This is a genomic window from Megamonas sp., from assembly GCF_986095205.1.
Window position 1 is genome coordinate 1 of sequence record NZ_CFQVBI010000039.1, and the last position, 19793, is coordinate 19793.

36 protein-coding genes are annotated in these 19793 nt (G+C 32.0%); 26 read left to right on the forward strand and 10 right to left on the reverse strand.

Features of this window, described 5'->3' with window-relative positions; all coding sequences use genetic code 11:
* From AC5LAX_RS05525 to AC5LAX_RS05560, 8 genes are all read right to left on the reverse strand, one after another.
* On the reverse strand, nucleotides 1-605 hold a 605-nt coding region (locus AC5LAX_RS05525), incomplete at its 3' end, for a hypothetical protein (protein ID WP_493263720.1).
* The gene (locus AC5LAX_RS05530; protein WP_493263721.1) at nucleotides 602-976 is read right to left on the reverse strand and encodes a hypothetical protein; all 375 of its coding nucleotides are present in this window, start codon (nucleotides 974-976) and stop codon (nucleotides 602-604) included. The genes AC5LAX_RS05530 and AC5LAX_RS05525, both read right to left, overlap by 4 nt.
* Nucleotides 930-1205 (reverse strand): hypothetical protein, encoded by a 276-nt coding sequence (locus AC5LAX_RS05535; RefSeq protein ID WP_493263722.1) that lies wholly within the window; start codon nucleotides 1203-1205, stop codon nucleotides 930-932. The genes AC5LAX_RS05530 and AC5LAX_RS05535 overlap by 47 nt, the downstream gene beginning before the upstream one ends.
* A 38-nt stretch (nucleotides 1206-1243) precedes the next feature.
* Nucleotides 1244-1903, reverse strand: a complete 660-nt coding sequence (locus AC5LAX_RS05540; RefSeq protein ID WP_493263723.1) for a hypothetical protein — start codon at nucleotides 1901-1903, stop codon at nucleotides 1244-1246.
* A 2-nt stretch (nucleotides 1904-1905) separates the two neighbouring features.
* Entirely contained in the window at nucleotides 1906-2910 is a 1005-nt protein-coding gene (locus tag AC5LAX_RS05545) for a hypothetical protein (protein WP_493263724.1), read from the reverse strand.
* Nucleotides 2855-3274: a hypothetical protein gene (locus AC5LAX_RS05550; protein WP_493263725.1), complete on the reverse strand. Its 420-nt coding sequence runs from the start codon at nucleotides 3272-3274 to the stop codon at nucleotides 2855-2857. Before AC5LAX_RS05550 ends, AC5LAX_RS05545 begins: the two co-directional genes overlap by 56 nt.
* Nucleotides 3275-3382: 108 nt before the next feature.
* Nucleotides 3383-3859, reverse strand: coding sequence for a hypothetical protein (locus AC5LAX_RS05555; RefSeq protein ID WP_493263726.1), 477 nt, complete (start codon nucleotides 3857-3859; stop codon nucleotides 3383-3385).
* 902 nt (nucleotides 3860-4761) lie between these two features.
* The gene (locus AC5LAX_RS05560; protein WP_493263727.1) at nucleotides 4762-5136 is read right to left on the reverse strand and encodes a hypothetical protein; all 375 of its coding nucleotides are present in this window, start codon (nucleotides 5134-5136) and stop codon (nucleotides 4762-4764) included.
* A 1017-nt stretch (nucleotides 5137-6153) separates the two neighbouring features.
* Here AC5LAX_RS05560 and AC5LAX_RS05565 point away from each other — a divergent pair.
* The 6 genes from AC5LAX_RS05565 (at nucleotide 6154) to AC5LAX_RS05590 (ending at nucleotide 10203) form a co-directional block, all read left to right on the forward strand.
* The gene (locus tag AC5LAX_RS05565; RefSeq protein ID WP_493263728.1) at nucleotides 6154-6708 is read left to right on the forward strand and encodes a hypothetical protein; all 555 of its coding nucleotides are present in this window, start codon (nucleotides 6154-6156) and stop codon (nucleotides 6706-6708) included.
* Nucleotides 6705-6893, forward strand: a complete 189-nt coding sequence (locus tag AC5LAX_RS05570) for a hypothetical protein (protein WP_493263729.1) — start codon at nucleotides 6705-6707, stop codon at nucleotides 6891-6893. The genes AC5LAX_RS05565 and AC5LAX_RS05570 overlap by 4 nt, the downstream gene beginning before the upstream one ends.
* Nucleotides 6894-7119: 226 nt before the next feature.
* Complete coding sequence (locus AC5LAX_RS05575) at nucleotides 7120-7623, forward strand: hypothetical protein (RefSeq protein ID WP_493263730.1); 504 nt, start codon at nucleotides 7120-7122, stop codon at nucleotides 7621-7623.
* 76 nt (nucleotides 7624-7699) lie between these two features.
* The gene (locus AC5LAX_RS05580; RefSeq protein ID WP_493263731.1) at nucleotides 7700-8551 is read left to right on the forward strand and encodes a hypothetical protein; all 852 of its coding nucleotides are present in this window, start codon (nucleotides 7700-7702) and stop codon (nucleotides 8549-8551) included.
* Nucleotides 8552-9602: 1051 nt separating this feature from the next.
* Nucleotides 9603-9947 (forward strand): hypothetical protein, encoded by a 345-nt coding sequence (locus AC5LAX_RS05585; RefSeq protein ID WP_493263732.1) that lies wholly within the window; start codon nucleotides 9603-9605, stop codon nucleotides 9945-9947.
* A complete protein-coding gene (locus tag AC5LAX_RS05590) occupies nucleotides 9913-10203 on the forward strand; it encodes a hypothetical protein (protein WP_493263733.1) in 291 nt (96 codons plus the stop codon). The genes AC5LAX_RS05585 and AC5LAX_RS05590 overlap by 35 nt, the downstream gene beginning before the upstream one ends.
* 76 nt (nucleotides 10204-10279) lie before the next feature.
* Here the strand turns inward: AC5LAX_RS05590 and AC5LAX_RS05595 are convergent, their stop codons facing one another.
* A complete protein-coding gene (locus AC5LAX_RS05595; protein ID WP_493263734.1) occupies nucleotides 10280-10465 on the reverse strand; it encodes a hypothetical protein in 186 nt (61 codons plus the stop codon).
* Between the two features lie 214 nt (nucleotides 10466-10679).
* Between AC5LAX_RS05595 and AC5LAX_RS05600 the strand changes: the two genes are divergently transcribed.
* Nucleotides 10680-10961, forward strand: coding sequence for a hypothetical protein (locus AC5LAX_RS05600; RefSeq protein ID WP_493263735.1), 282 nt, complete (start codon nucleotides 10680-10682; stop codon nucleotides 10959-10961).
* A gap of 184 nt (nucleotides 10962-11145) precedes the next feature.
* Here the strand turns inward: AC5LAX_RS05600 and AC5LAX_RS05605 are convergent, their stop codons facing one another.
* Entirely contained in the window at nucleotides 11146-11352 is a 207-nt protein-coding gene (locus AC5LAX_RS05605; protein ID WP_493263736.1) for a hypothetical protein, read from the reverse strand.
* A gap of 60 nt (nucleotides 11353-11412) precedes the next feature.
* Here AC5LAX_RS05605 and AC5LAX_RS05610 point away from each other — a divergent pair, with 60 nt between their 5' ends.
* The 19 genes from AC5LAX_RS05610 (at nucleotide 11413) to AC5LAX_RS05700 (ending at nucleotide 19791) form a co-directional block, all read left to right on the forward strand.
* Nucleotides 11413-11649, forward strand: coding sequence for a hypothetical protein (locus tag AC5LAX_RS05610; protein WP_493263737.1), 237 nt, complete (start codon nucleotides 11413-11415; stop codon nucleotides 11647-11649).
* Between the two features lie 60 nt (nucleotides 11650-11709).
* Nucleotides 11710-11868, forward strand: a complete 159-nt coding sequence (locus AC5LAX_RS05615; protein WP_493263738.1) for a hypothetical protein — start codon at nucleotides 11710-11712, stop codon at nucleotides 11866-11868.
* A gap of 9 nt (nucleotides 11869-11877) precedes the next feature.
* Nucleotides 11878-12096, forward strand: a complete 219-nt coding sequence (locus AC5LAX_RS05620) for a hypothetical protein (RefSeq protein ID WP_493263739.1) — start codon at nucleotides 11878-11880, stop codon at nucleotides 12094-12096.
* Nucleotides 12097-12160: 64 nt separating this feature from the next.
* Nucleotides 12161-12400, forward strand: coding sequence for a hypothetical protein (locus AC5LAX_RS05625; RefSeq protein ID WP_493263740.1), 240 nt, complete (start codon nucleotides 12161-12163; stop codon nucleotides 12398-12400).
* Nucleotides 12390-12731: a hypothetical protein gene (locus AC5LAX_RS05630; RefSeq protein WP_493263741.1), complete on the forward strand. Its 342-nt coding sequence runs from the start codon at nucleotides 12390-12392 to the stop codon at nucleotides 12729-12731. Before AC5LAX_RS05625 ends, AC5LAX_RS05630 begins: the two co-directional genes overlap by 11 nt.
* Nucleotides 12732-12832: 101 nt before the next feature.
* Nucleotides 12833-12982 (forward strand): hypothetical protein, encoded by a 150-nt coding sequence (locus AC5LAX_RS05635; protein ID WP_493263742.1) that lies wholly within the window; start codon nucleotides 12833-12835, stop codon nucleotides 12980-12982.
* A 107-nt stretch (nucleotides 12983-13089) separates the two neighbouring features.
* The gene (locus AC5LAX_RS05640) at nucleotides 13090-13398 is read left to right on the forward strand and encodes a hypothetical protein (protein WP_493263743.1); all 309 of its coding nucleotides are present in this window, start codon (nucleotides 13090-13092) and stop codon (nucleotides 13396-13398) included.
* Complete coding sequence (locus AC5LAX_RS05645) at nucleotides 13398-13976, forward strand: hypothetical protein (protein WP_493263744.1); 579 nt, start codon at nucleotides 13398-13400, stop codon at nucleotides 13974-13976. Before AC5LAX_RS05640 ends, AC5LAX_RS05645 begins: the two co-directional genes overlap by 1 nt.
* A complete protein-coding gene (locus tag AC5LAX_RS05650; RefSeq protein WP_493263745.1) occupies nucleotides 13967-14365 on the forward strand; it encodes a hypothetical protein in 399 nt (132 codons plus the stop codon). Before AC5LAX_RS05645 ends, AC5LAX_RS05650 begins: the two co-directional genes overlap by 10 nt.
* Nucleotides 14366-14446: 81 nt before the next feature.
* On the forward strand, nucleotides 14447-14791 hold the full coding sequence (locus AC5LAX_RS05655) for a hypothetical protein (RefSeq protein WP_493263746.1): 345 nt from the start codon (nucleotides 14447-14449) through the stop codon (nucleotides 14789-14791).
* Between the two features lie 2 nt (nucleotides 14792-14793).
* Nucleotides 14794-15930 (forward strand): hypothetical protein, encoded by a 1137-nt coding sequence (locus tag AC5LAX_RS05660; RefSeq protein ID WP_493263747.1) that lies wholly within the window; start codon nucleotides 14794-14796, stop codon nucleotides 15928-15930.
* An 89-nt stretch (nucleotides 15931-16019) separates the two neighbouring features.
* Nucleotides 16020-16601, forward strand: coding sequence for a hypothetical protein (locus AC5LAX_RS05665; protein WP_493263748.1), 582 nt, complete (start codon nucleotides 16020-16022; stop codon nucleotides 16599-16601).
* Nucleotides 16588-16908, forward strand: a complete 321-nt coding sequence (locus AC5LAX_RS05670) for a hypothetical protein (RefSeq protein WP_493263749.1) — start codon at nucleotides 16588-16590, stop codon at nucleotides 16906-16908. Before AC5LAX_RS05665 ends, AC5LAX_RS05670 begins: the two co-directional genes overlap by 14 nt.
* A gap of 3 nt (nucleotides 16909-16911) precedes the next feature.
* A complete protein-coding gene (locus AC5LAX_RS05675) occupies nucleotides 16912-17148 on the forward strand; it encodes a hypothetical protein (RefSeq protein WP_493263750.1) in 237 nt (78 codons plus the stop codon).
* Nucleotides 17138-18607, forward strand: coding sequence for an ATP-dependent DNA helicase (locus tag AC5LAX_RS05680; RefSeq protein WP_493263751.1), 1470 nt, complete (start codon nucleotides 17138-17140; stop codon nucleotides 18605-18607). The genes AC5LAX_RS05675 and AC5LAX_RS05680 overlap by 11 nt, the downstream gene beginning before the upstream one ends.
* Entirely contained in the window at nucleotides 18604-18924 is a 321-nt protein-coding gene (locus tag AC5LAX_RS05685) for a hypothetical protein (RefSeq protein ID WP_493263752.1), read from the forward strand. The genes AC5LAX_RS05680 and AC5LAX_RS05685 overlap by 4 nt, the downstream gene beginning before the upstream one ends.
* Before the next feature lie 3 nt (nucleotides 18925-18927).
* On the forward strand, nucleotides 18928-19272 hold the full coding sequence (locus AC5LAX_RS05690; protein ID WP_493263753.1) for a hypothetical protein: 345 nt from the start codon (nucleotides 18928-18930) through the stop codon (nucleotides 19270-19272).
* On the forward strand, nucleotides 19241-19471 hold the full coding sequence (locus tag AC5LAX_RS05695; RefSeq protein WP_493263754.1) for a hypothetical protein: 231 nt from the start codon (nucleotides 19241-19243) through the stop codon (nucleotides 19469-19471). Before AC5LAX_RS05690 ends, AC5LAX_RS05695 begins: the two co-directional genes overlap by 32 nt.
* Nucleotides 19472-19545: 74 nt before the next feature.
* Entirely contained in the window at nucleotides 19546-19791 is a 246-nt protein-coding gene (locus AC5LAX_RS05700) for a hypothetical protein (protein ID WP_493263755.1), read from the forward strand.
* Nucleotides 19792-19793 lie beyond the last annotated feature (2 nt).

Genomic DNA, 19793 nt, shown 5'->3' on the forward strand with positions numbered 1-19793 from the left:
ACAACATATTCAATATCATTCGCATAATCTTCATTAGCTTGAACGAATAAACAGTGAACATACTCATGCCAAAACGTTTGAGTTCTTATAGAACTAGGAATATCTTTACTTCTGTCTCTAAGTATAATATAAACTAAACCTAGAACATGATCAGAAACTCCATATTGTATCCCTTGAGTAGATTGATAAGAAACCTCAGTCATATTATAGACTCTATAGATAACTGAACCAACCTTAAAACTCTTAGGATAATCAGTATTATATTCCCAATCAAAAGTAGAATCATCCCACCAATGAGTAAATAAGAAACTCAAATGAGCCATTGCAATATCATCAAGATGAGCTTTTTTGCCATTAGGAAACTCAGCATTTAAATTAAGCTCATAAGCAACAATAATAAAGAATGCTCTAACAAGTTCTCTAAGAGATGCAGTTAAATCTAAATCATCATTGATTTGTATGATACGTTTATCAAAATCAATTTCGGTTGTTTTGACATTAGCGTATTTAGCTATATAATCAAAAAAACCAATCTTAAAACTGACAGATGTTACTTTCTCATTTAAATCAGTAGGAAGAAAAGGATTAAGAAAAACTGTTTTCATATTAGAATCAATAAAGTTAGAAACATAACATTAAGACCAATAGAAACACCACCGATCTTAGCCCACTTAGCAGAACGACGCATATACTTCTTAAGATCTTTAATCATATCTTTATTACTCTTTTCTAGTTCAACAATAGATTGCTTATAAACGTTCGCTTGATTCGTAAGAGTATAAAGAGTATGTTTCAAACCATCAATAAGAGTATCTTGCTTAACAATAATGCTCTTTAAAGATTTACATAAAGCTGCATCATATTCACCTTGTTTAAGGAGAATTGCAATTTTACGATTATCTTCAAGAGTATATGTAATAACAGTATCTTTAGAGACTTTCAATTCTCTGCCGTATATATCGAGCGATGCTATCATCAGAAACAACATAAACATCAGAGAAGTTCTTAATATCTGTTTCATATTTAATTATAGTTTTATTTGTATTAGCTTTGAGACTATCTATAAGACGTTCTTGTTTTATAGCATAATTCTCCAAAGCAGAAATAACCCTACCAAGAGAATCCAAAGTATGATAAGGAATATCAGTTGTCGGTATTCGTTCTTCTTCATTACATTGAATAATATTAGTAAGACATAGAGCCAAAAAAAGGAGTGCTATTAACACCCCCTTAAAATCTATCTTCATAACTCGAACTCTTTAATGTTAGTAAGAGTATAAGTAAAAGAATTACCATATAAATCTTTAGCCTTATTTACCAATGGCATAAATTTATCTTCATAATCTCTAACAGATTCAAAGACTTGACAACCGGCAGAATAAAGACCGATAGTACGAATAATTTTCCACTTAGAAGCACGATGTATATTAATACCTGCCATTTCGTAACTAATACGACCAGATAAATCAAGTTTATTATCTCGGTTATTATCACGATAAAGTGGAAGAGGTTTAACTTGAACAAGCGCAGGATAATCACCTTTATGCTTTCCAACTTTAAATGCATCTCTGAATTGACCTTCTTTTAGAATAGCACAACCTTTAGAATTTATAGGTTTAATCAAATTCAAATCAGAAGGATCAGTAGTTATTGAAAACCAATCATAAGTCCATTTACCATTCATTTTAGGATTGGCATCATTAGCTTTGTAGAATACGAGAAGAAGATCATTAAATGTACCTGTATCAACAGTGTTACATCTAATACCCCAAATGTTCAGATTGTAGTTACCTTTATCAAAGATAGCAAAGTCATGAACTTTAGCAATCTTACGAAGAACGTCAATATTAGTCTTAGCTATGACGTCACCATAAGTAATTAAAGCATTCGTTAATTCACTCATAGTTACTTGATATTATAATTAAACAAATTGGTATTTGCTTTACGTTCTTTATTTAATTGAGCAAGTCTATAATCACAAATGGCTTTAACCTCAGCTTTAAGGTATTTAATATCAACAAAAGTAATAACCTCTTCATGCGGCATATCATCAGGAATCAAAGGATTCTCAATAGTCCTAATATGACAAAGCATATTACCAAGACATTTAAAGCCCCATTGTTCAATCAGATAATCATACATACTTAATTGAAGAGAATAATGAATACCAGTAGAATCCTGTAAATGATTTATAGGAAACAACATAGTCTCATTAGTAACAATGTACTTATCTAAGTCAATAGTACCATCTGCTTTCTTAGCCCAATATCCACCTTCAAATCGAATAGGTGCTTTATTAGTTTTCCAATCAAGAATAAAGAACTCATCTCCTTTAACAAATAGAATATCAACAAGACCTGAAATCAAATATTCTGGATGATAAACACCAATCTCAGCATAGATCTCAAATCCCATAGAAGTCATATCCTTAATAAACTTGTAAATTTGAGGATACCTATCAGCAATACCAACAACTCGAAAATAATCGAGATCGAGTCTGCCATAACTATGAGTTCTTATAATATCATCTATTGTGTAAATACGACCATCAATAAAACCATTCGCATTTAAATAGTAGTTGTTACATCTTTTCACACATTGTTCTAGGAAATTATGCTTTTCAGTTCCCTTAGCACAAGCCTTTTCAGTTTCAATCTTCCATTCAGCAAGAATCTGTTTAACAGTCTTACCTCTATATCGAATATATTTACTATAATTTCTATGAGTAGGAGGAACAGGACGACTACCAATATTAGCACAAGCTTCAGCAATAGCTTTCCAATCCTTTTGTTCTACAAACTTACCAATAATAGTAGTAGTAGATATATACTCTCTATCAAGAGCGTCAGTATATTTATGCTTTTCCTCGTCGAAGAAGATCGGCAAGTCTCTGGGTATAATCTGCGTCATAAGCTGCTTTATCAGTAAGTTTAAGGAATAGCTTCTTTCGTAATCGTTCATAGAACGCTTTGTGACGTTCTTTCATATATTCATGTGGTAAAGAAGTCATCTTATTAAAATCAAAACCACATTCGGCATAAATATCGTAAGTTTCAGGATGAATCCAATGTTTACCAAAGGAAGGTATTTCAATCTCTCTATCCACACGTTGCATTGCAGTAAGAATAGACATCCACTGACTATCTGCAATATCATTTAGAAAACGTTCAAAATCTTCTTTATTACGAATAAATGTAAGAAAGTCTCTACACCAAATCTGTTCGGGAGTATAACGTTCAATAAAATGACGACCTTTTTTGGTCTTATAATACATCTTAGTAGGTTCCTTTCTTTTACGATCTACAACTGCAACCATTCTCTCATAAAGTCTCGTGACTTGAAGAGGAAATAACCTAGCGCCTTTAGCCATAACAGAATTGGATTAATAAATCACACCACCAATTTGATTAAGAGAAATAAGATTACATTCCCAAAATTCAACTTTACCATCTTCACCAACAATAAGCTTACTACGATCTTTAAGACCCGGACGATTTTCGACAACTCTAAAGTTATCATCACCACCAAGAACATCAATAAGCTTTTTGTCAAGATTTTTAATCTTATGACTTAGAGGTACACCTTTGCCACCATAAGACATATCAAGAACAACTTCACGACCGAGCATATCCGGTAGGACATTGTCAGGAATAGCAATACAATAAGTAGCTTTAGGAACTTCTCTATCAACTTTCATAATATCAGTTACTTCAAGCGGAGACATCTTATATTGATTTGCAATAATAACTCGACCTTCGCCAACCTTAATATTACAAAGAGAATTCGGCGCAACACAAGCTGTTTTAAGATTATTCTTATCAACTTTAATAGCTTCGATTTTAGTTTGAATTGAATCCATAGTTTAAATAATTTACTTTATAAGATAATCAATGTTAATAGGCACAATCTCATAACCTCTACAAAGACCTGCGTCAGTATAAAAGGTAATATTATAAACAATTAAAGTATTACTTACTGTAACAGTGTACATAGTAGTAGGTTTAAAAGGAGGACGGTCTTCAAAAGTGCAAATGACAAAAACAGAAAACCTTTATCCAACACGTCCTCAATGTGAAACAAAGTATAAAATGAGAGTAACAGAATTACCATTAGTAAAAATAGGAGTACCAACAATAGCAGAGATATTTTCAGTTACAGCATTAGTCAGTACTCCCGACTTCATTATGAGTAAAAGGTCACTCACAAAGATATGAATAAATTAGATATTACAAGGGATTACTTGAATATCTTTTTCTAAACCTTATATTTTTCTGTTTCAAAGGCAATATTCAATAGAAATCTCAATAGTACTAGCGTCTTCACCCGGATTTGCAGCCACGCACGCAGTGCCTTGTTCTTCTAAATGCTTCGAATCAATATGCAAAGCATTCGCAGTACTACCACATTCATACCTTTGTCTATATACACGCACGCACGTGTGCGCTATGCAGAGTTTTGCGATATATATAAGGATATATATAAAGATTACCAAAGGTAATATCAATGACAGTATTACTACTTCAAATTCGTCCGTCCGTAATATGTATTTTAATTATATTCAAATAAACCTCTTATCACCCACCAATACTCACCTACTCATATCCCCTCTTATTACCCCCTATAGTCCCCCTCTTTTCTCCCCTTTTCTCTCCCTCTCTTTTCCTCCCTCTTTTCTCCTTTACAAAGCACCCCGAAGCTACTTAAAGTAGCTTTAAATATAATAGTATTATCTTTAGTAAGTATATGCCCTTCTAAGTTCCTTTAAGTATCTTTAGTAATACTTAGAGTAACATTAAGTAAACTTAGAGTATATATAGGAGTTCCACCCCGCTCAATGCAAAATGTAACAAAGCTACGAAAAGCATCTGTAATACTTAGAGTAACAATAGTATCTTGAATAGCTTTGCAACTACCAACTCTCGGAGCTTTGTAACGATCAGCAGACCCCAGTAGGGAAGAAGGACTGGTGACGCGCGGAGCATCCGCATCATCACCCGTATTATAAGAGTTAGTATAAGCATCTTCAATGTATTTTGAATAAGCATGAGTAATATTCATAAGTTTTGCAGTGGTAGAAGTATCTTTAGTAATATTAGAATAACTATGAGTAATAGCAAGGTGTTGCTCCTTCCACACCCATTTCCCTACTGGGGATTACAAAGCTCATCAAAGCTATCATAAATACCGGTAGTATTAATACTATTACTACTTAGAGTAACTCTGATATTACTTGTAATATTATCTGTAATAGAATCAACGTTACCACATTTCGGCTTACATTTTTGGCAAATTATATACTGAATTTTGGTGATGCTTGTGCTGATTGTATTAATGTTACTCTAATTAATCTTAAAGCTAATGCAGATTATATTGAGTATGCTTTTAGTATTACTCAAATTACTTTGAATATTAGCAGGGCTTCTTATTCAATTCACATTGCAAATTCTAATACTCGGATTTGTACACAGAGTGATTCAAGTGCTTATTCTAATTCTTTTAATATCGCAATTATTTAAAGTATTCTGCATAGTGTCGGGGCGATTAATTTAATTCACATTGCAACTTTTATTACACTGGCTTGTTCTCATTGTTCTTTTATTGCAAATTATAAGGCATTTTCTATTTACATTTCTATTAGTTGTTCTTGAACTTTTAGTGGCACTATTTGTAACTTTGAATCTTACGGTGCTTCTGTTGGTTTTGGTTTTGATAATTCTAAGGCTTTTGATGATGGCTATTTCAATAGTTTTGAAGATGGTGTTGCTCAGCTTTAGGTCGGGCGTGAAAGTCTGTGTGCGGGGACTTATTTTATTGCAATTTATTGCAGACACTCTCTAGATTTTATTATTGGTTATTTTAAGACTTTTAGTAATGCAATTTTTAATTTTGATTCTTATGGAATTTCTATTGATTTTGGTGGCGATAATTCTAAGACTTCTATTAGCTCTATTGCATGGTTTATTCTCATGATTCTTTTATTGCAAATTCTAAAACATTTTCTATTGTTATTACAATTATTAATTCTAAAATTTTTAGTGACTCTGTTGCTTGGTTTTATATCGATTGTGAGAGGCTATGTATGGGGACCTCCTTATACGACAGCACCCCCTTATAATGCTTGGGGGGAATGCCCCCGTCGATGATTCATGAGGAATGATTTTCCGAATTGGAACTGCAATTTTCCATAGAGATGTTGCAGTTACAATTTCTATTACCTCACGACTATCTCCGCTTGATAGCATGGATTTAATTAAAATAAATATTAATTTTGAACCTCACGATGCTAAGGTGAATCGTATCTATCTTATGAATACAATGATTAATGCTCCTGAAGTTAAGAAGATGAGTGCAATCGTATTGAATGCAATTGCTGTTCTTAAAGACACAGAAGATTATCAAGATCGTTATCTGATTGATTGTAATGATCTAGAAGGTAATACTATTGAACGTTTGTTCATTGGTAAGAAGATCTTTGATAAGATTGATGGTCTTGTTGGTAAGATCATTGATGTAGTCTATAAAGATTGCATTGCTGATGTTACTCAGTATATTGATGATGAAGACATCAATGAAGAGGTGAAGTTTCACACGACTACACACAAGCAAGTAGTGGATGTTGTTAAGACTAATGATATTAACTTGTTAATTGCTTGTGCTAAGCATGGTATTAAGGATATGTATAACGAACTTAAAGAATTAAACAAATGAGAGTATTAAAGACGTTATTAAAGTGCATCATCATATTGGTGGTGCTCTTCTTATTATCAGCTGCTGAGAGTTTAGCTGATTGGTTTGCATCTAATATTAATGGTGAAGTGTTCATTGGATTTCTATTAGGAGTTGTAATTGCAATTACTATTGCATCTATTATTAAACCTGATAAATTTGATTAAGTTATGAGTGATTACTATGAAGTTAATGGTGAAGATTCTATCGAGATTAATCCTTTTACTGAGGCATTATTAGATGAATTAGAATCTTAATGTGTTAAGAGTAGTGCTATTAGTGCTACTCTTATTTTTTTAAGACCCTACAAACTCCGTCTAATCAACACGACTAAACCCCTTATTGTAATTGGCGGTCATGGTGATCGTCCTAGAAATTCTAATACTTAAAATTATGGCAGACGAATTAAAGAATCCAGTGAGACGTTCAGTTATCGGTGAAATTATCTCTATTAAAGAGATCAATAAAGATGACTTTAAAGAAGGTAAATTTCGGCATAATTGTCGGATTGTTCGTGTTGATCCTCTGAATGGTGCTCCACTTGTTGATGTTTACATCACTAATGATCAGTATGACAAATACGGTCTTAATGCGATTGTATTCGCAGGTAATGTTGTGAACTTCAGCATTGATGAGAACATCGCAGGTGAGACCGGTTATATTGATCCTGATACCGAAGAATGGACGTATCACGAGAAAACATTCAACAGCTTTGCAGGTGCTGACAATGTTGGTAGCTTAGGTCTTATCGGTGTATTCGGTAAACTTGGTGTTGGTGCGGATATTGTTTCTGGCTTCATCAAGAACATCGAGACAGCTCGTAAGCAACGTGAAGCTGTTGTTAAACCTAAAGCGGTTGAAGCTGTTGCTACTGAACAAGCAGAAGAAGCTGCGTAAATTCCGTGAGGTGGTGCTGAGTATACTCTCAGTGCTACCTCTTCTTTTTGTTACTTAATTAATCCGACTAATGATCATGAAATTACACGTTATTTATAAAGGTCAAACTGTTGATATTTCTTATGATTTACTTTACATCAATACTGATGAAGTGAATATAAGATTCTCTAATTCAAATGCAGATAGTTGTAAATTTTTAACACAATATCTTGAAGCTAATCGTCTTGATTACGTTCTTAAAGATAGAGAAGACTATAAGGAGATTGTCACACTTCCGGATATATTTGCACTTACTCTAAGTACAAAAGGTACATATCGTTCTCCAGTTGTTAAAGATAATCTCTATGATGCTATTGTTGAATGCAGTAATGACATTGAGTTAGCTCATAATGTTATTAGAAAATTTAAGCGTAATGTTAAGATAATTGATGCTAAGCTTGCTGATATGCAAGATGATTTAAGTAAATCTGAATATGCTCGAAGCATTGATAATATTACTAAAGAAATACTTGAATTTAAACGCTGTAAACAGCTTGAAGCCTTAGCATTAACAGAAGAACATCTTGATGTTTCACGTGAAACAATGCCGACAGTTGAGACGTTGGAAGTGGCTTACGAAGTATCGACGTTGTTCAAACTTGAAGACTTTGCGAAGCTTCTATATATTTACAGGTATTTGGAAGATCAATCGAAATTGTCTAAGAAATATCAGAAGGTATATGATGTATTAGACAAATTAGAGAAGTATATGTACCCGGAATATGTTAAAGAAGTTGAAGCGTTAGGACAGAATTTATTTGCTGAATTGCAAGAGAAAGCTGCGAAATGGGCGGAAGGTGAACCGAATATTAGTGAGTGGATACGGGAGAAATGTAGACAGTTTGGATTTGAGGTTGAGAGTGAGGATGAGAGTGAGGATGAGGAGTAGAAATGGGATTTGTAGCAACATCTTCAACTTCAATAGAAATACCGTCTTCAAAAACGTCTTCAAAAACCGCGATGCGACTTCTAAGTATTGCAAATTAAATTCAGAGTGTCAAATACAGAGCAATGAAAGCTACAAAAAGTTTTGAATTAGAATCTAAATTTGTGGAAATAGAATCTACGAAGCTATACTAGTAACTGCAAATTAAAATCAAAGTGTTTCACGCAGAGAACCAAAAACCGTAAAAAGTTTAGAATTAACTGTAGAAAAGATGCAATTAAAAGCTTTGAATTTATATGCAGAATATCAGTAGTAACTGCAAATTAAAATCAAAGTGTTGCAAACCGTGAACCAAAAGCAATAAAAAGTTTTGAATTAGCATTAGAATGTATGCAATTAAAATCTGCAAAGTATTAGCACTATTTGCAAATTAAATGCAGAATGCTAAATTCAAAGCAATGCAATATGCAAAGAATTTTGAATTAGAATTAGAAAAGATGCACTTGGATGCTTCGAATTTATATGCGAAGTACTAGAAGTAATTGCAGAATACTCTAAAATGCGAATCTGAATCTTTAAAGAATTTAGAGTAAGCATTAGAATATATACAGTTGAAAGACTCAAAGCGCTAGTACTAAATTCAGAATTAATTCAAATACTCGCAAGCCTCAACCTTGAATATCAGAATTATTTGAATTAGAATCAGAATGAGTATTCACAAAACTCTTAATATTTACAATTGTATCAATGTTATATTTAGTATAATTAATGCAGAATAGAACAATTTGAATACAATTAAGAGTATAGAGTGTAGAATATGCAGTATTCAGTGTGCTATTAAATGCTTTAGAAATATTCACAGAAATATCCGCAATAAATCCTAAGCATATTCAAAACAATTTGCATTAACATTCCGAATATCAAAATGCTTTGAATTAGTATCAATATAATTTGAAGTAAACTTAGATATTTTTAGATTAATTATTTGAGTTTTATAACTAATACTATATCTCATTGAATTTATAGTATTAGTTTCATTTAAAACATTAAACGTATGGTAGTATATATTAAAGATCGAGTAACAGATGAAGTCATAGCAGTAACTTATGATGTATTCGTAGTATATGGAAATGAATTAATATTCACTAAACAGAAAGCAACAAAAGCTATTGCAAATAGTTTAAGTGATTCAATATTATTCTTAGTACATAGAGAAGCAAAGCACTTTATCTCGTATTCAGCAGAAATTGATCAATCAATTGTAACATTAAATAAAAATTTAATTGCAGTTGCAATGGACAGTGGAAACAAAGAGTATGAGATAAATCACTTAGAGTATAAAAATCAATTAGAACAATGGAAACATGACATCGAGAACTCTAAGAATAGTTATAACTGATATTGAAGCAGAATGGTTAGTTCCAGTAACAGCATCAATATCATGGGTAGATTACCAATTAGTTCTTAAATTAACATCATCACGAACAAGACACGGGGTACAAGAGTTTCTTAGAAGAAACAACATACCTGTAACAGAATTCGTAGATGAAAAAGAATTAATAGTAGATCCGAGTGAATTACAAGAAGTATCTATAAAAGAATCTAATATAACAACAAAGGAGCTTTTAGAGAGACTAAATGATGATGAGTATTAATCTTAATATTATCAATAATGATTATAAGATTAACTGTAGTATGTACGAGGTATAATGTGACAATGGAAATATTGTGTCACAAAGATACCGAATGTGTAGTATCAGATGAAACAATAGAAATAAAAGCAACATCAGATAAAGTAAGAAATAAAATCAAAGATTTTTGTAAATTCGCAAGAATAAGTGTAAAAGAATATCCACTAGTACATAAACTTGTAATATCAAGAGAATCAAAGAAAATATTCGTAAAGACTTTTAACAATCAGTAGAGCTTTCCAATCCCCAATAGGGAACAAGGACTGGAAGGAGCAGCATTCAGCATCCCTATAGTAATAACTTTAGAAATGGAAGATTATTTTACAACAGAAGAAATAGTAGGAGCATTAGTGTTTATATTTTTAGCAATTGTACCTCCATTAATATTGGAGTATCGAGAGAAACATCGTAAGTAATATTAATATTAATATTTAATAATTATGGCATTTATAGGATTTTTAGCTGTAGTATTAATATTATTTCTATTATTCCGTTTGTATATATACAATCTCGAATCAGAAGAACGTAAAAAGAAATATGAGAAGAAGCCTATAAAAATTGATGAGGAATCTCATGTTCAATTTCATTATTTTGATGAAGAGGATGATTGTATAGAAGATTATGAAGAATATACGAATCGTATGCAAGAAATATGGGGATATGATCCGTATAATGTTGAACCAACAGAAAGTTATTGTGAAAAAGCAATACATATAGAATAATATTAAATTGCATTACCATTATGAGAAAGAAACTTCTCACAACCAAAGAAATTAAAAGATATATCAAGACACATAATACGATAGAAGAAATATTGTATTGTTTAGTGTTTTTCTTAGTACCATTTGTATTTTACTTAGCAGCACATTTCAAATATCTATTTGACTATGTGGATGATGATGAACTTCAAGTGTACTTAGAAGCTGAAAAGAGATATTCAGCAGCAACAAGAATATGGTTATTAGCAATAATAGCAATACTCTTAGTAATACTGATAGTAAAGATTTGACCGCCATATATTGAGAATGAGCCTTTGTTTAATGGAGATGACCTCTCGGTTGTCTCCATATAATTAAGGTCACAGAAGGCAAATTCAAACGTTTTAAATGGCATTTCAAGTCTGACTTCCGGTATGGTAAAATCGGTTATAAATAAAAGTAAACGCAAAATTTTATGTTTGTAATAGTAGCATCAAGTGCAAAATCAGATATTGAATCAAAGGAATGTGTATGTTTAACTAAAGTAGACAAAATAGAAACATACTTTGATACAACACGAGTTACATTCGCATCATTAGGCGCAAAGAATGATGCAGAATATGAATTAAAAGGAGCAAATGTAAACTATGAATTTGTGACTTCATTAACATTTGAGTTTAATCAAACACAAATAATCGCAATAATGCCTTAAAAGATGTATATACAAATAAAATCAAAATCATGTACAACATCAGTAATCGCTGTTGTATTTGTGAAAGAAAAAGATCTCAATGAGGTAGAAATAAAATTCAAAGATAAAGAAGCATTAAAGTTAGCAAGACTAAACTTATCTAACGTAGGTTTAACTGTATCCGAACGTGCGTTTAGAAGAATGAGAATAAAAGGATACAAACAGTTATTAATTAAATAAATTGTAATTATGGAAGTACAAGTAGCACAAGTAAACAAAGCAACCATTAAGGATGTTATTAGTATTCGTAGCAATGATGCTAATAGCGCAGTAGTTGTATTTAAAGATGCAGCAGCATTTAATACAGCTAAAAAGATATTATCATCAGCTAAGATGAAGTTTACACCATTACACGTAACACCGATGTTGTATTTACCACAAGGTACAGCATTACTCGTAACAGTATGAGTATATGGAATATTCTAAAGAGTTTCTATCTCAATTTAAAGTAGATGCAACAAACTACACGTATGTGCCAGTTGATAATCAACCACACGTAGTACCACTTATAAGAAAAGGTACAACAAAAAAGTTTGAAGCATTGGTATATGCAGAAGAATCATCTTTACGAGCATTCCAATGTGCAGCAATACAATGTGATTTAAAGTTATTACAAGACTGTCAAGGGTGTCGATGTTTGCCGGGTGGACGTAAAGATGGAAAAGCCGTAGTATTTAAAATAGAATACATTTATCAAGTGCATGAACAGTGAGATATTTAAACCTAGCTTGCTTCCAGATAAGGACAAGACCGAGTTTGTAAAGCAAGTGCAGCAAGAGTACAAGCACATAGGTTCAATAAAATATAGACCGGGTTCAACATTATGGCAATTTAACACAGAAACGGGAGAATTAAAACCCGCAAAAGTAACAGTTAAAGAGCAATTAGTATGGACGTCTAAAGGTGATTGTACTAAGAAGACACGTAGCGTCATTTACGAGGATAAATGCGTTTACATGTGGGCGTTAAATAGAAAGAACGCTGAAAAGAAGATCCTCAGAGTTATTAACAATGTAATTAGAAAAAGACAAGAGAATCAATGATTGTACATTTTATTATTTTATGGTTTACAGTAGCATTACTAATTGTATTAGTTATGTTTTTAGTGGATTCAATAGGTCATATGTATTATCACCGAATGGAAATGGTTTGGTACGTTCAAATGATGATAACATTAGTGTTATCATTATTCATTTTAGGTGGAATAGTATTAATTGCATTTACACTTGAATCATTTTGTTCGGTTGTAGGTCTATTACAAGACGCATCTGTAATTGCATTATCACCGAGATAAGTGTTTGATTATTAGGTTAAGTCAAAATTAATGCTTATCTTTGTAGGCTTTATGATGTTTGAGTTTCAAACGTAGTTATTAATCTATTTATTAATCTTTCTTATTATATGGCGAAAAAGGAAAATCTAAAGACATTTATTATTCAACAAAGTGATATTGATAAGGCTATTAATTATCACTTAGATAAAGGCGGTAAAGATCATAGACATCTTGCTGATTGTTTAGAACGTGAAATGTTTTACAGTTATTGCTGGGAAACTATTCATCGTTCTGTTCGTCCGTGGGATGGCTTTCGTAAGATATTGAATACTGTTGTTGATAGTTTGTTTTGTGATATGCCTTCGATTACAATTAAAACAATTGCAATTGACGGTGCTATTACATTCCGAACTGCTCAATGTAATGGTGTGAGATAATGAGTGGTGAATGCAGTAATTGCGAATCTAGGCAGCGTAGGGGTAATGACCCTCGTTGTCTAGTTTGTATTTATTTCAATCCTGCAATATTTAATAAAGGTTTTACTAATGTTAAATCACAGCATTTTATTACTAAAGTTGAGAAAGCAATTGAAGATGCTAAAGTCTTCAGAGATAAAGCTAAGATTGCTGATTTACGACTTAAAGTTAAAGATGTTGATGAAGTTCTTAATTCAAATGATAATTCTCGTACATTTCAAGAAATATTTGATGATAAGAAAGAGCATTGGCAAAAACTCGGACTTGATATTGCAAATATATGTGGATTTGAAGATGCACATAAAGAAGTTTCTGAAATTCATGAAAGTGATAAAGGTAATTTCTATTTTATATTTCCATGTTCTACGAAACTTAGAAATAAATATGTTCGTATTTATGGAACTGATATTTCGACGAGAGCTGCTATTGAAAAGATGTATCCTGATACTGATTATATTCAATATGATTCTGTAGAATGGAATACTCCTAATAAATATACTCGTCGTAAACCTTGTGATTGTTATACAGAATGGATATAGAAAAAGCTTTTGAAGTTATTCATAATAATCTTATTGTTACTAGAGAACGTGAGAATTGTATGACTAATAATTGTCCTTGCTGTGGTGAACATAAATTTAGTACCAATATTAAAAGTACAGTTAATAGCTGCTTAAATTGTGGTTATACAGTTATGCTTAATAAAGGTCATATTGAGAGATTTAAAGGACAAGGTGTATTTGCATTATCTCGTGGCGATAAAGGTGGTATCTTTTCAATTGTTGAAGGTGGATGGGAAGCCGCAATTGAAACACTACCTAAAGCTGTTGCAGATGCTTTTGGTTGTACAATTAATGAACTTGATTATTGTATTCTTCATTCTGTTAAAGATGATAAAGTAGTTACTATTGATTTTAAAGGTATGCTCTAAGCTCCGCCCCATTCCAGTCCTATCTCCCTACTGGGGTCTGGAAATGCTACATGGAGTGATGCTAATACTAAAGTATATATTATGACTGAAATAGACTTTGTTGTTGGTGATAGAGTTGTTACCTCTAGGGGAATCTATGGTACTATTGTATCTATTGATGAGAGTGCTGATACTTCTCAAGTTAATATTGGTAGCAAAACTGTCACTCTGTATAATAATCAGTTATGGTCGGTTAAGAATCGAATTTCTGTTGTTTGTTATTATACAGATGGTTATGAAAATTATAATAGACTTGTTACACTTCCTAAACAGTTTAAACTATATGACTTTACTAAACCATTAGATAATGAATTGTTGGATTATTGTAAAAAGGCTATTACTAAAAGTGTTAAAGGTATTTTTACGATTACGAAAATTGAAATTTAAATATGAAAGCAAATCTTACTTATTCTCTTATCTCTGCTGATTTAAAGCAAGGGATGTATTTGTTGGTCAATGATCATCTTGGTTATGTTAGCCGTATGAATGGCGATGAAGCGATTATTTCGTTTTATTTCGAAGACGGTAAAGTCATTAAGCTTGCTAAGCAAACTATGACTCGTGAAGATGCTATTCGTACTTATGGCGAATCTGTAATCAAGTTGATTGCAATTGTTGATGGGAATCCTATTTCCATTAATCATCAGAATTATAAGAAGATTTTTACTCCTATGCTTACATTTGCTAAAGGTGCAGAAGAATCTTATATTGGTGAATTTATTCGTACTAAAGAAGGTCGTAATCCTCTATACGGTGAAGTATCTCCGGTTTATTCTATGCTTAAAAGTGGTGATACTGTCACTATTACAAGTCTTGAAGTTGTTGACCGTTACAGTTTGTATGATTCTACCAAAAGACTTGTTAAAGTTAAAGAAAAGAAATCCGGTTCTAAGTTCTTAGTTACTCGTATTGATGATGAGAAAGAAGAACTTCTTGTTAATCGTAACGATGTAACTCTTGGTGAAAAAGATAAATATGATTTATTTAATGTTATGAATTTTGATGCGTTAAAGAATCTTGTTGCAAGTGGTGAAGCAAAGACTGTTGAAGCTAAAGGTAAAACAAAATCTGAAGCTAATTCTAATGGTAATGCTTTTTATCGTTTGCATAAGAGCAAATGGAAAGCTACTTATAGTAAACTTGAAGGTCAAGATCATTATCAGTGGCTTGCTGTTCGTGAAGAAGATGAAGCAAACAATGAAGCTAAACTCGTTGTTCCTATCTCTGTTCCTATTACAAACATTCCGAAACATCAATTTAGTGGTTTCGATAATGAGTATTGGATTCCGGGTACAATTCGTGAAATGAATCAAGCTAAGGCTGATCTCAAGAATTTTGTTCCTTTTAGAGAAGGTCTTCCTATTTTTGGTAAACTTACTACTACTGTTCTCAATGGTAAGGAGTTTACTTACTTTCTTCTTGATAACATTAAACAAGAATCTGTTAATCACTACATCTTTAAGCATCGGGATATTACCGAGGAACGCCGGAGTGAATTAACCATTAAGAAGCTGCCTACGCTTTAATACAAGCTCGTAGAGGCACTTTTGTATTGAAATAAACCAATTGGTTCACTTTAATACAAAGTGTCTCTATGGGTCTAAAATGAGCCAAAATGAGAATAGTTAAAATTGAAGTGCCTATTTATAGGTATGCTGAACTTAGTGATAATGCTAAAGAAGTTGTTAAAGGTCATATTCTTAGTGCTACACGTGATGCTCAATGTTTCACTGATTCTGTTAAGCATACTCTCGATGTTTTAGGTGTTGAAGAATCTGAGGTTTATTATAGTCTTGGTAATTGTCAAGGAGATGGTCTTTGTTTTACAGGTAGTATTACATGGAATAAAGCTATTGAGATCCTTTATATTAAAGAAAGTATTGCTAAGCTAGATAAAGACTTTATTAAGTCTTGTGAAGATTTTATTTATTCTATTAATTTCTATAAACTTGATAGAATGTATAATCATTGCAATACAGTTACTGTTGAATTTGAAGATAGTAGCTGGATGTATGCTGAGGATTTTACTAAGCTTAAAGATATATTTCTTACTTGGTATAAAGCTCTTTGTAATAAATTTGAACATCAAGGTTATAAATGGTTTTATGAGATTAGTGAAGAAGATGTTGTTGAGTATTGTGATAATAACGATATAGAATTTACAGCTAATGGAGACGTCTTTGTTGAACCTACTTAAACCTTATGAAGATATTAGTATTGCTTTTCAACGTTATCTTCTCCAAGTCACTAATGGTAGTGGTAATTTTATTGAGTTTGCTACTACGTTATCTTGGCGTATGCAGTTGGGAATGATTTTGGAGTTTCTCGATATTGTTTATGATGTCACAATTTCTATATTCCCTAACGGAGGAGCTGTTATCAAAAGTATTAACGGAAGACAAATAGTTGCTGATGTGTATACAACTGCTGAACCTGTCCACCCGCTTGTTCGTTATTACAATACTATTGATGTTGCTTGTAAATACATTTTAAAACCCTTTTAAATTATGGATACTACAGATAAACCTAAAATAAAAATTAAAGCTGTAGGAGATACTGTATCTGGTATAGTTTATGTAACTGAAAAAGGTTCTTATCTTATAGATGTGAATTTTAGAGGTTATAATGATAAACATCCTGATTGTTCTACTATGGATTTACATGCTTGTTGTCCTAATGAACCTGATGGTGAACCTGATTATCGTCTTAAATCTGAAAGATTTATTGTTGTAGATGAGTTCTGATTTTAATAAAGATGCGCTATTTAGGTCTGCCAAACGTATTAACGTTTCTTATTTTAAAGAACAACAAGAAGATGCTATTAATGCTATTTGGCAATGGTGGCAATCACAATCTATAAGTTTTACTCTTAGTGGTTATGCTGGTACTGGTAAAACTTTTATCATGCGTCATCTTGTACGTTATTTGATAATTGAAAAGGTTTGTGTTACAGCTCCAACTCATAAAGCTCTTCGAGTTCTTGAAAATAGTTCTGGTAAGAAAGGTATGACCATTCAATCTCTTTGTGGTCTTAGACCTGATGTAGATATTGAAGATTATAACATTGAGAATCCTTCTTTTAAGGTTATAGGTGAACAGAAAATGAGAGGTTATAGACTTGTCATTATTGATGAATGTTCTATGATTAATCCCGGTCTGTTTAATCTACTTATAAAGACAGCTATTCAGTGTCGATGTAAACTCTTATTCTTAGGAGATGAACTTCAGATTCCTTATGTTGTTGCTAAAGGAAAAGGAAAAGAAGATACTTATAATCGTATTAGTCCTTCTTTTACTCATACTGATGTTCAATTTCGTTTAACTCAAATTGTTAGACAAGAAGCTGGTAATCCTTTGCTTGAATTGTTTGGTATTATTCGCTCTGATTTGATTAATGGTACTGCTAATTTCTATCAGTATATTCTTCAAACTCGCGAAGCTGTTAATGCTCAAGGTGAAGGTTTTACTATTATGAATAAACTTGATTTCCGTAATAAGGTTATTGAAATGTTTAGTTCTGATAACTTTAGTAAGGATATTAATTATGTTCGACTTATTGCTTTTACTAATGATTGTATTGGCTTTTGGAATACCTTTATTCGTGATGGTGTTCTGAATAATCCTCAAGGTATGATAACAAAAGATGATATGTTTACTGCATATCGTACTGTATTTGATGAATATAAATCTCCCATTATTATTAATAGTGAAGATTATGTTGTTCATGATGTTCGGTATTATGTAGCAGATAATGGTCTTGCTTGTTATTGTATTACATTGAGGTCTGCATTTGATGGTAAAGTTACTCCTATGTTTAAGATCATTGATTTTTGGGATTCTAATAACATGGATAACTTCGGTGCTATGCTAAATGCAATTCATTATAAAGCTCTTACTGGTACTGATCGTAGTAGATGGTTTAGATACTTTAGATTTAAAGATATTCATCTTACTATGACCGACTATAGACTTAATGCTGCTAACAAGAATAGACTCGTTGCTAAAGATATTGATTATGGTTATGGTATAACCGCACATAAGAGCCAAGGTTCTACCTTTGAAAATGTTTGTATTGATCTTGATGATATTATCTATTTTCAAACTAAGTGGGGTAAGCGTATTAGACGTAACTCTGCTGAAGCTCTTAGACTTCTTTATGTAGCTATGAGTAGAGCTACTAAACATGCTTATTTAAAATTATGAGTAAAAATATTATACTTAGTGAAAAACATGGAGTTAATCCAAGTATTACTATTTGTCCTATTTGTGACAAAGAAACAGGTATTGCTTTATTAGGTAAACTTAAAGGAGATGAAGAGGCTCCTAGAAAAATTATAGGAGATCTTTGTGATGATTGCATTTCTAAATTAGGTAATGATAAAATTTATATTCTTGCTATAAATGATCAAGGATATGGTACAAAAGATATTATTATTAAAAGATCTGCACTTAATATTCCTGTTAAGGGTTATATGGCTCTTATGAAAGAAAATGAATTTGATAAAGTATTTAAACATTAAATTATGCTTATAACCGAAGATCAAATTCAAGATATAGATAAGATTTATGTCTTGAAAGAATACTGGGCAGCTCCTTGTGGTATGGGTAGTAATCAACGTATTATTCATAATCGTTGGATGGTTCCTATTACTTGGGTTGCTGAGCAATGTTCTATGAGTGCTGTTCAAGTTCTCGAAGAACATTTGTTTGCTAGTGGTTTAAATGTTGATACTGTTGGTAAGATGGAGTTCCTTAAAGCTAGAGCTAATCTTAAAGGTTATGATCTTACTGCTGTTGTTTGTTCAACTCTGAAATACGAAGACGGAACTTCTGTTTATGCCGATACTACCGAAGAAGACAGAAAATAGATTGCCAATTTGTACAAATGTTTTGATTAATGATATTGCTTTAATCATTACTAGATGTACGTTTCAAGAATATAAGATGAAGTATAATATAAATTCTGATGAATTTGATGATCTTGATAAAGGTTATGAATGTGTTTATAATCCTTATCATATTATATTTATACCTGATATTATGGCTATTGATATGTTTGATTTGTAAGGTGCAGATGCTCCGCTCCCTACCACTCCTTCATCCCTACTGGGGTTTGCAAAGTTTTACTAAATGTTATTGATATGGCATTAACTAAAAAAGAATATGATAATTTAGGTGAAGCTGAATACATGATTGATGATGCTCTTGTTGTAGCTGCACCTATTACTTTTGGTGGATTTTGTAAAAAATATGATTTTGATTCTAAAGAATATGGTTTTAATTTTGACGGTTATGATGTTGAAATTTCTATTGTTGCTGAGAATCCTCGTCATATATTTTTTCCTCGTAACTTATTTGAAGCTATTTCTGCTAAAAGTAATTACTGATG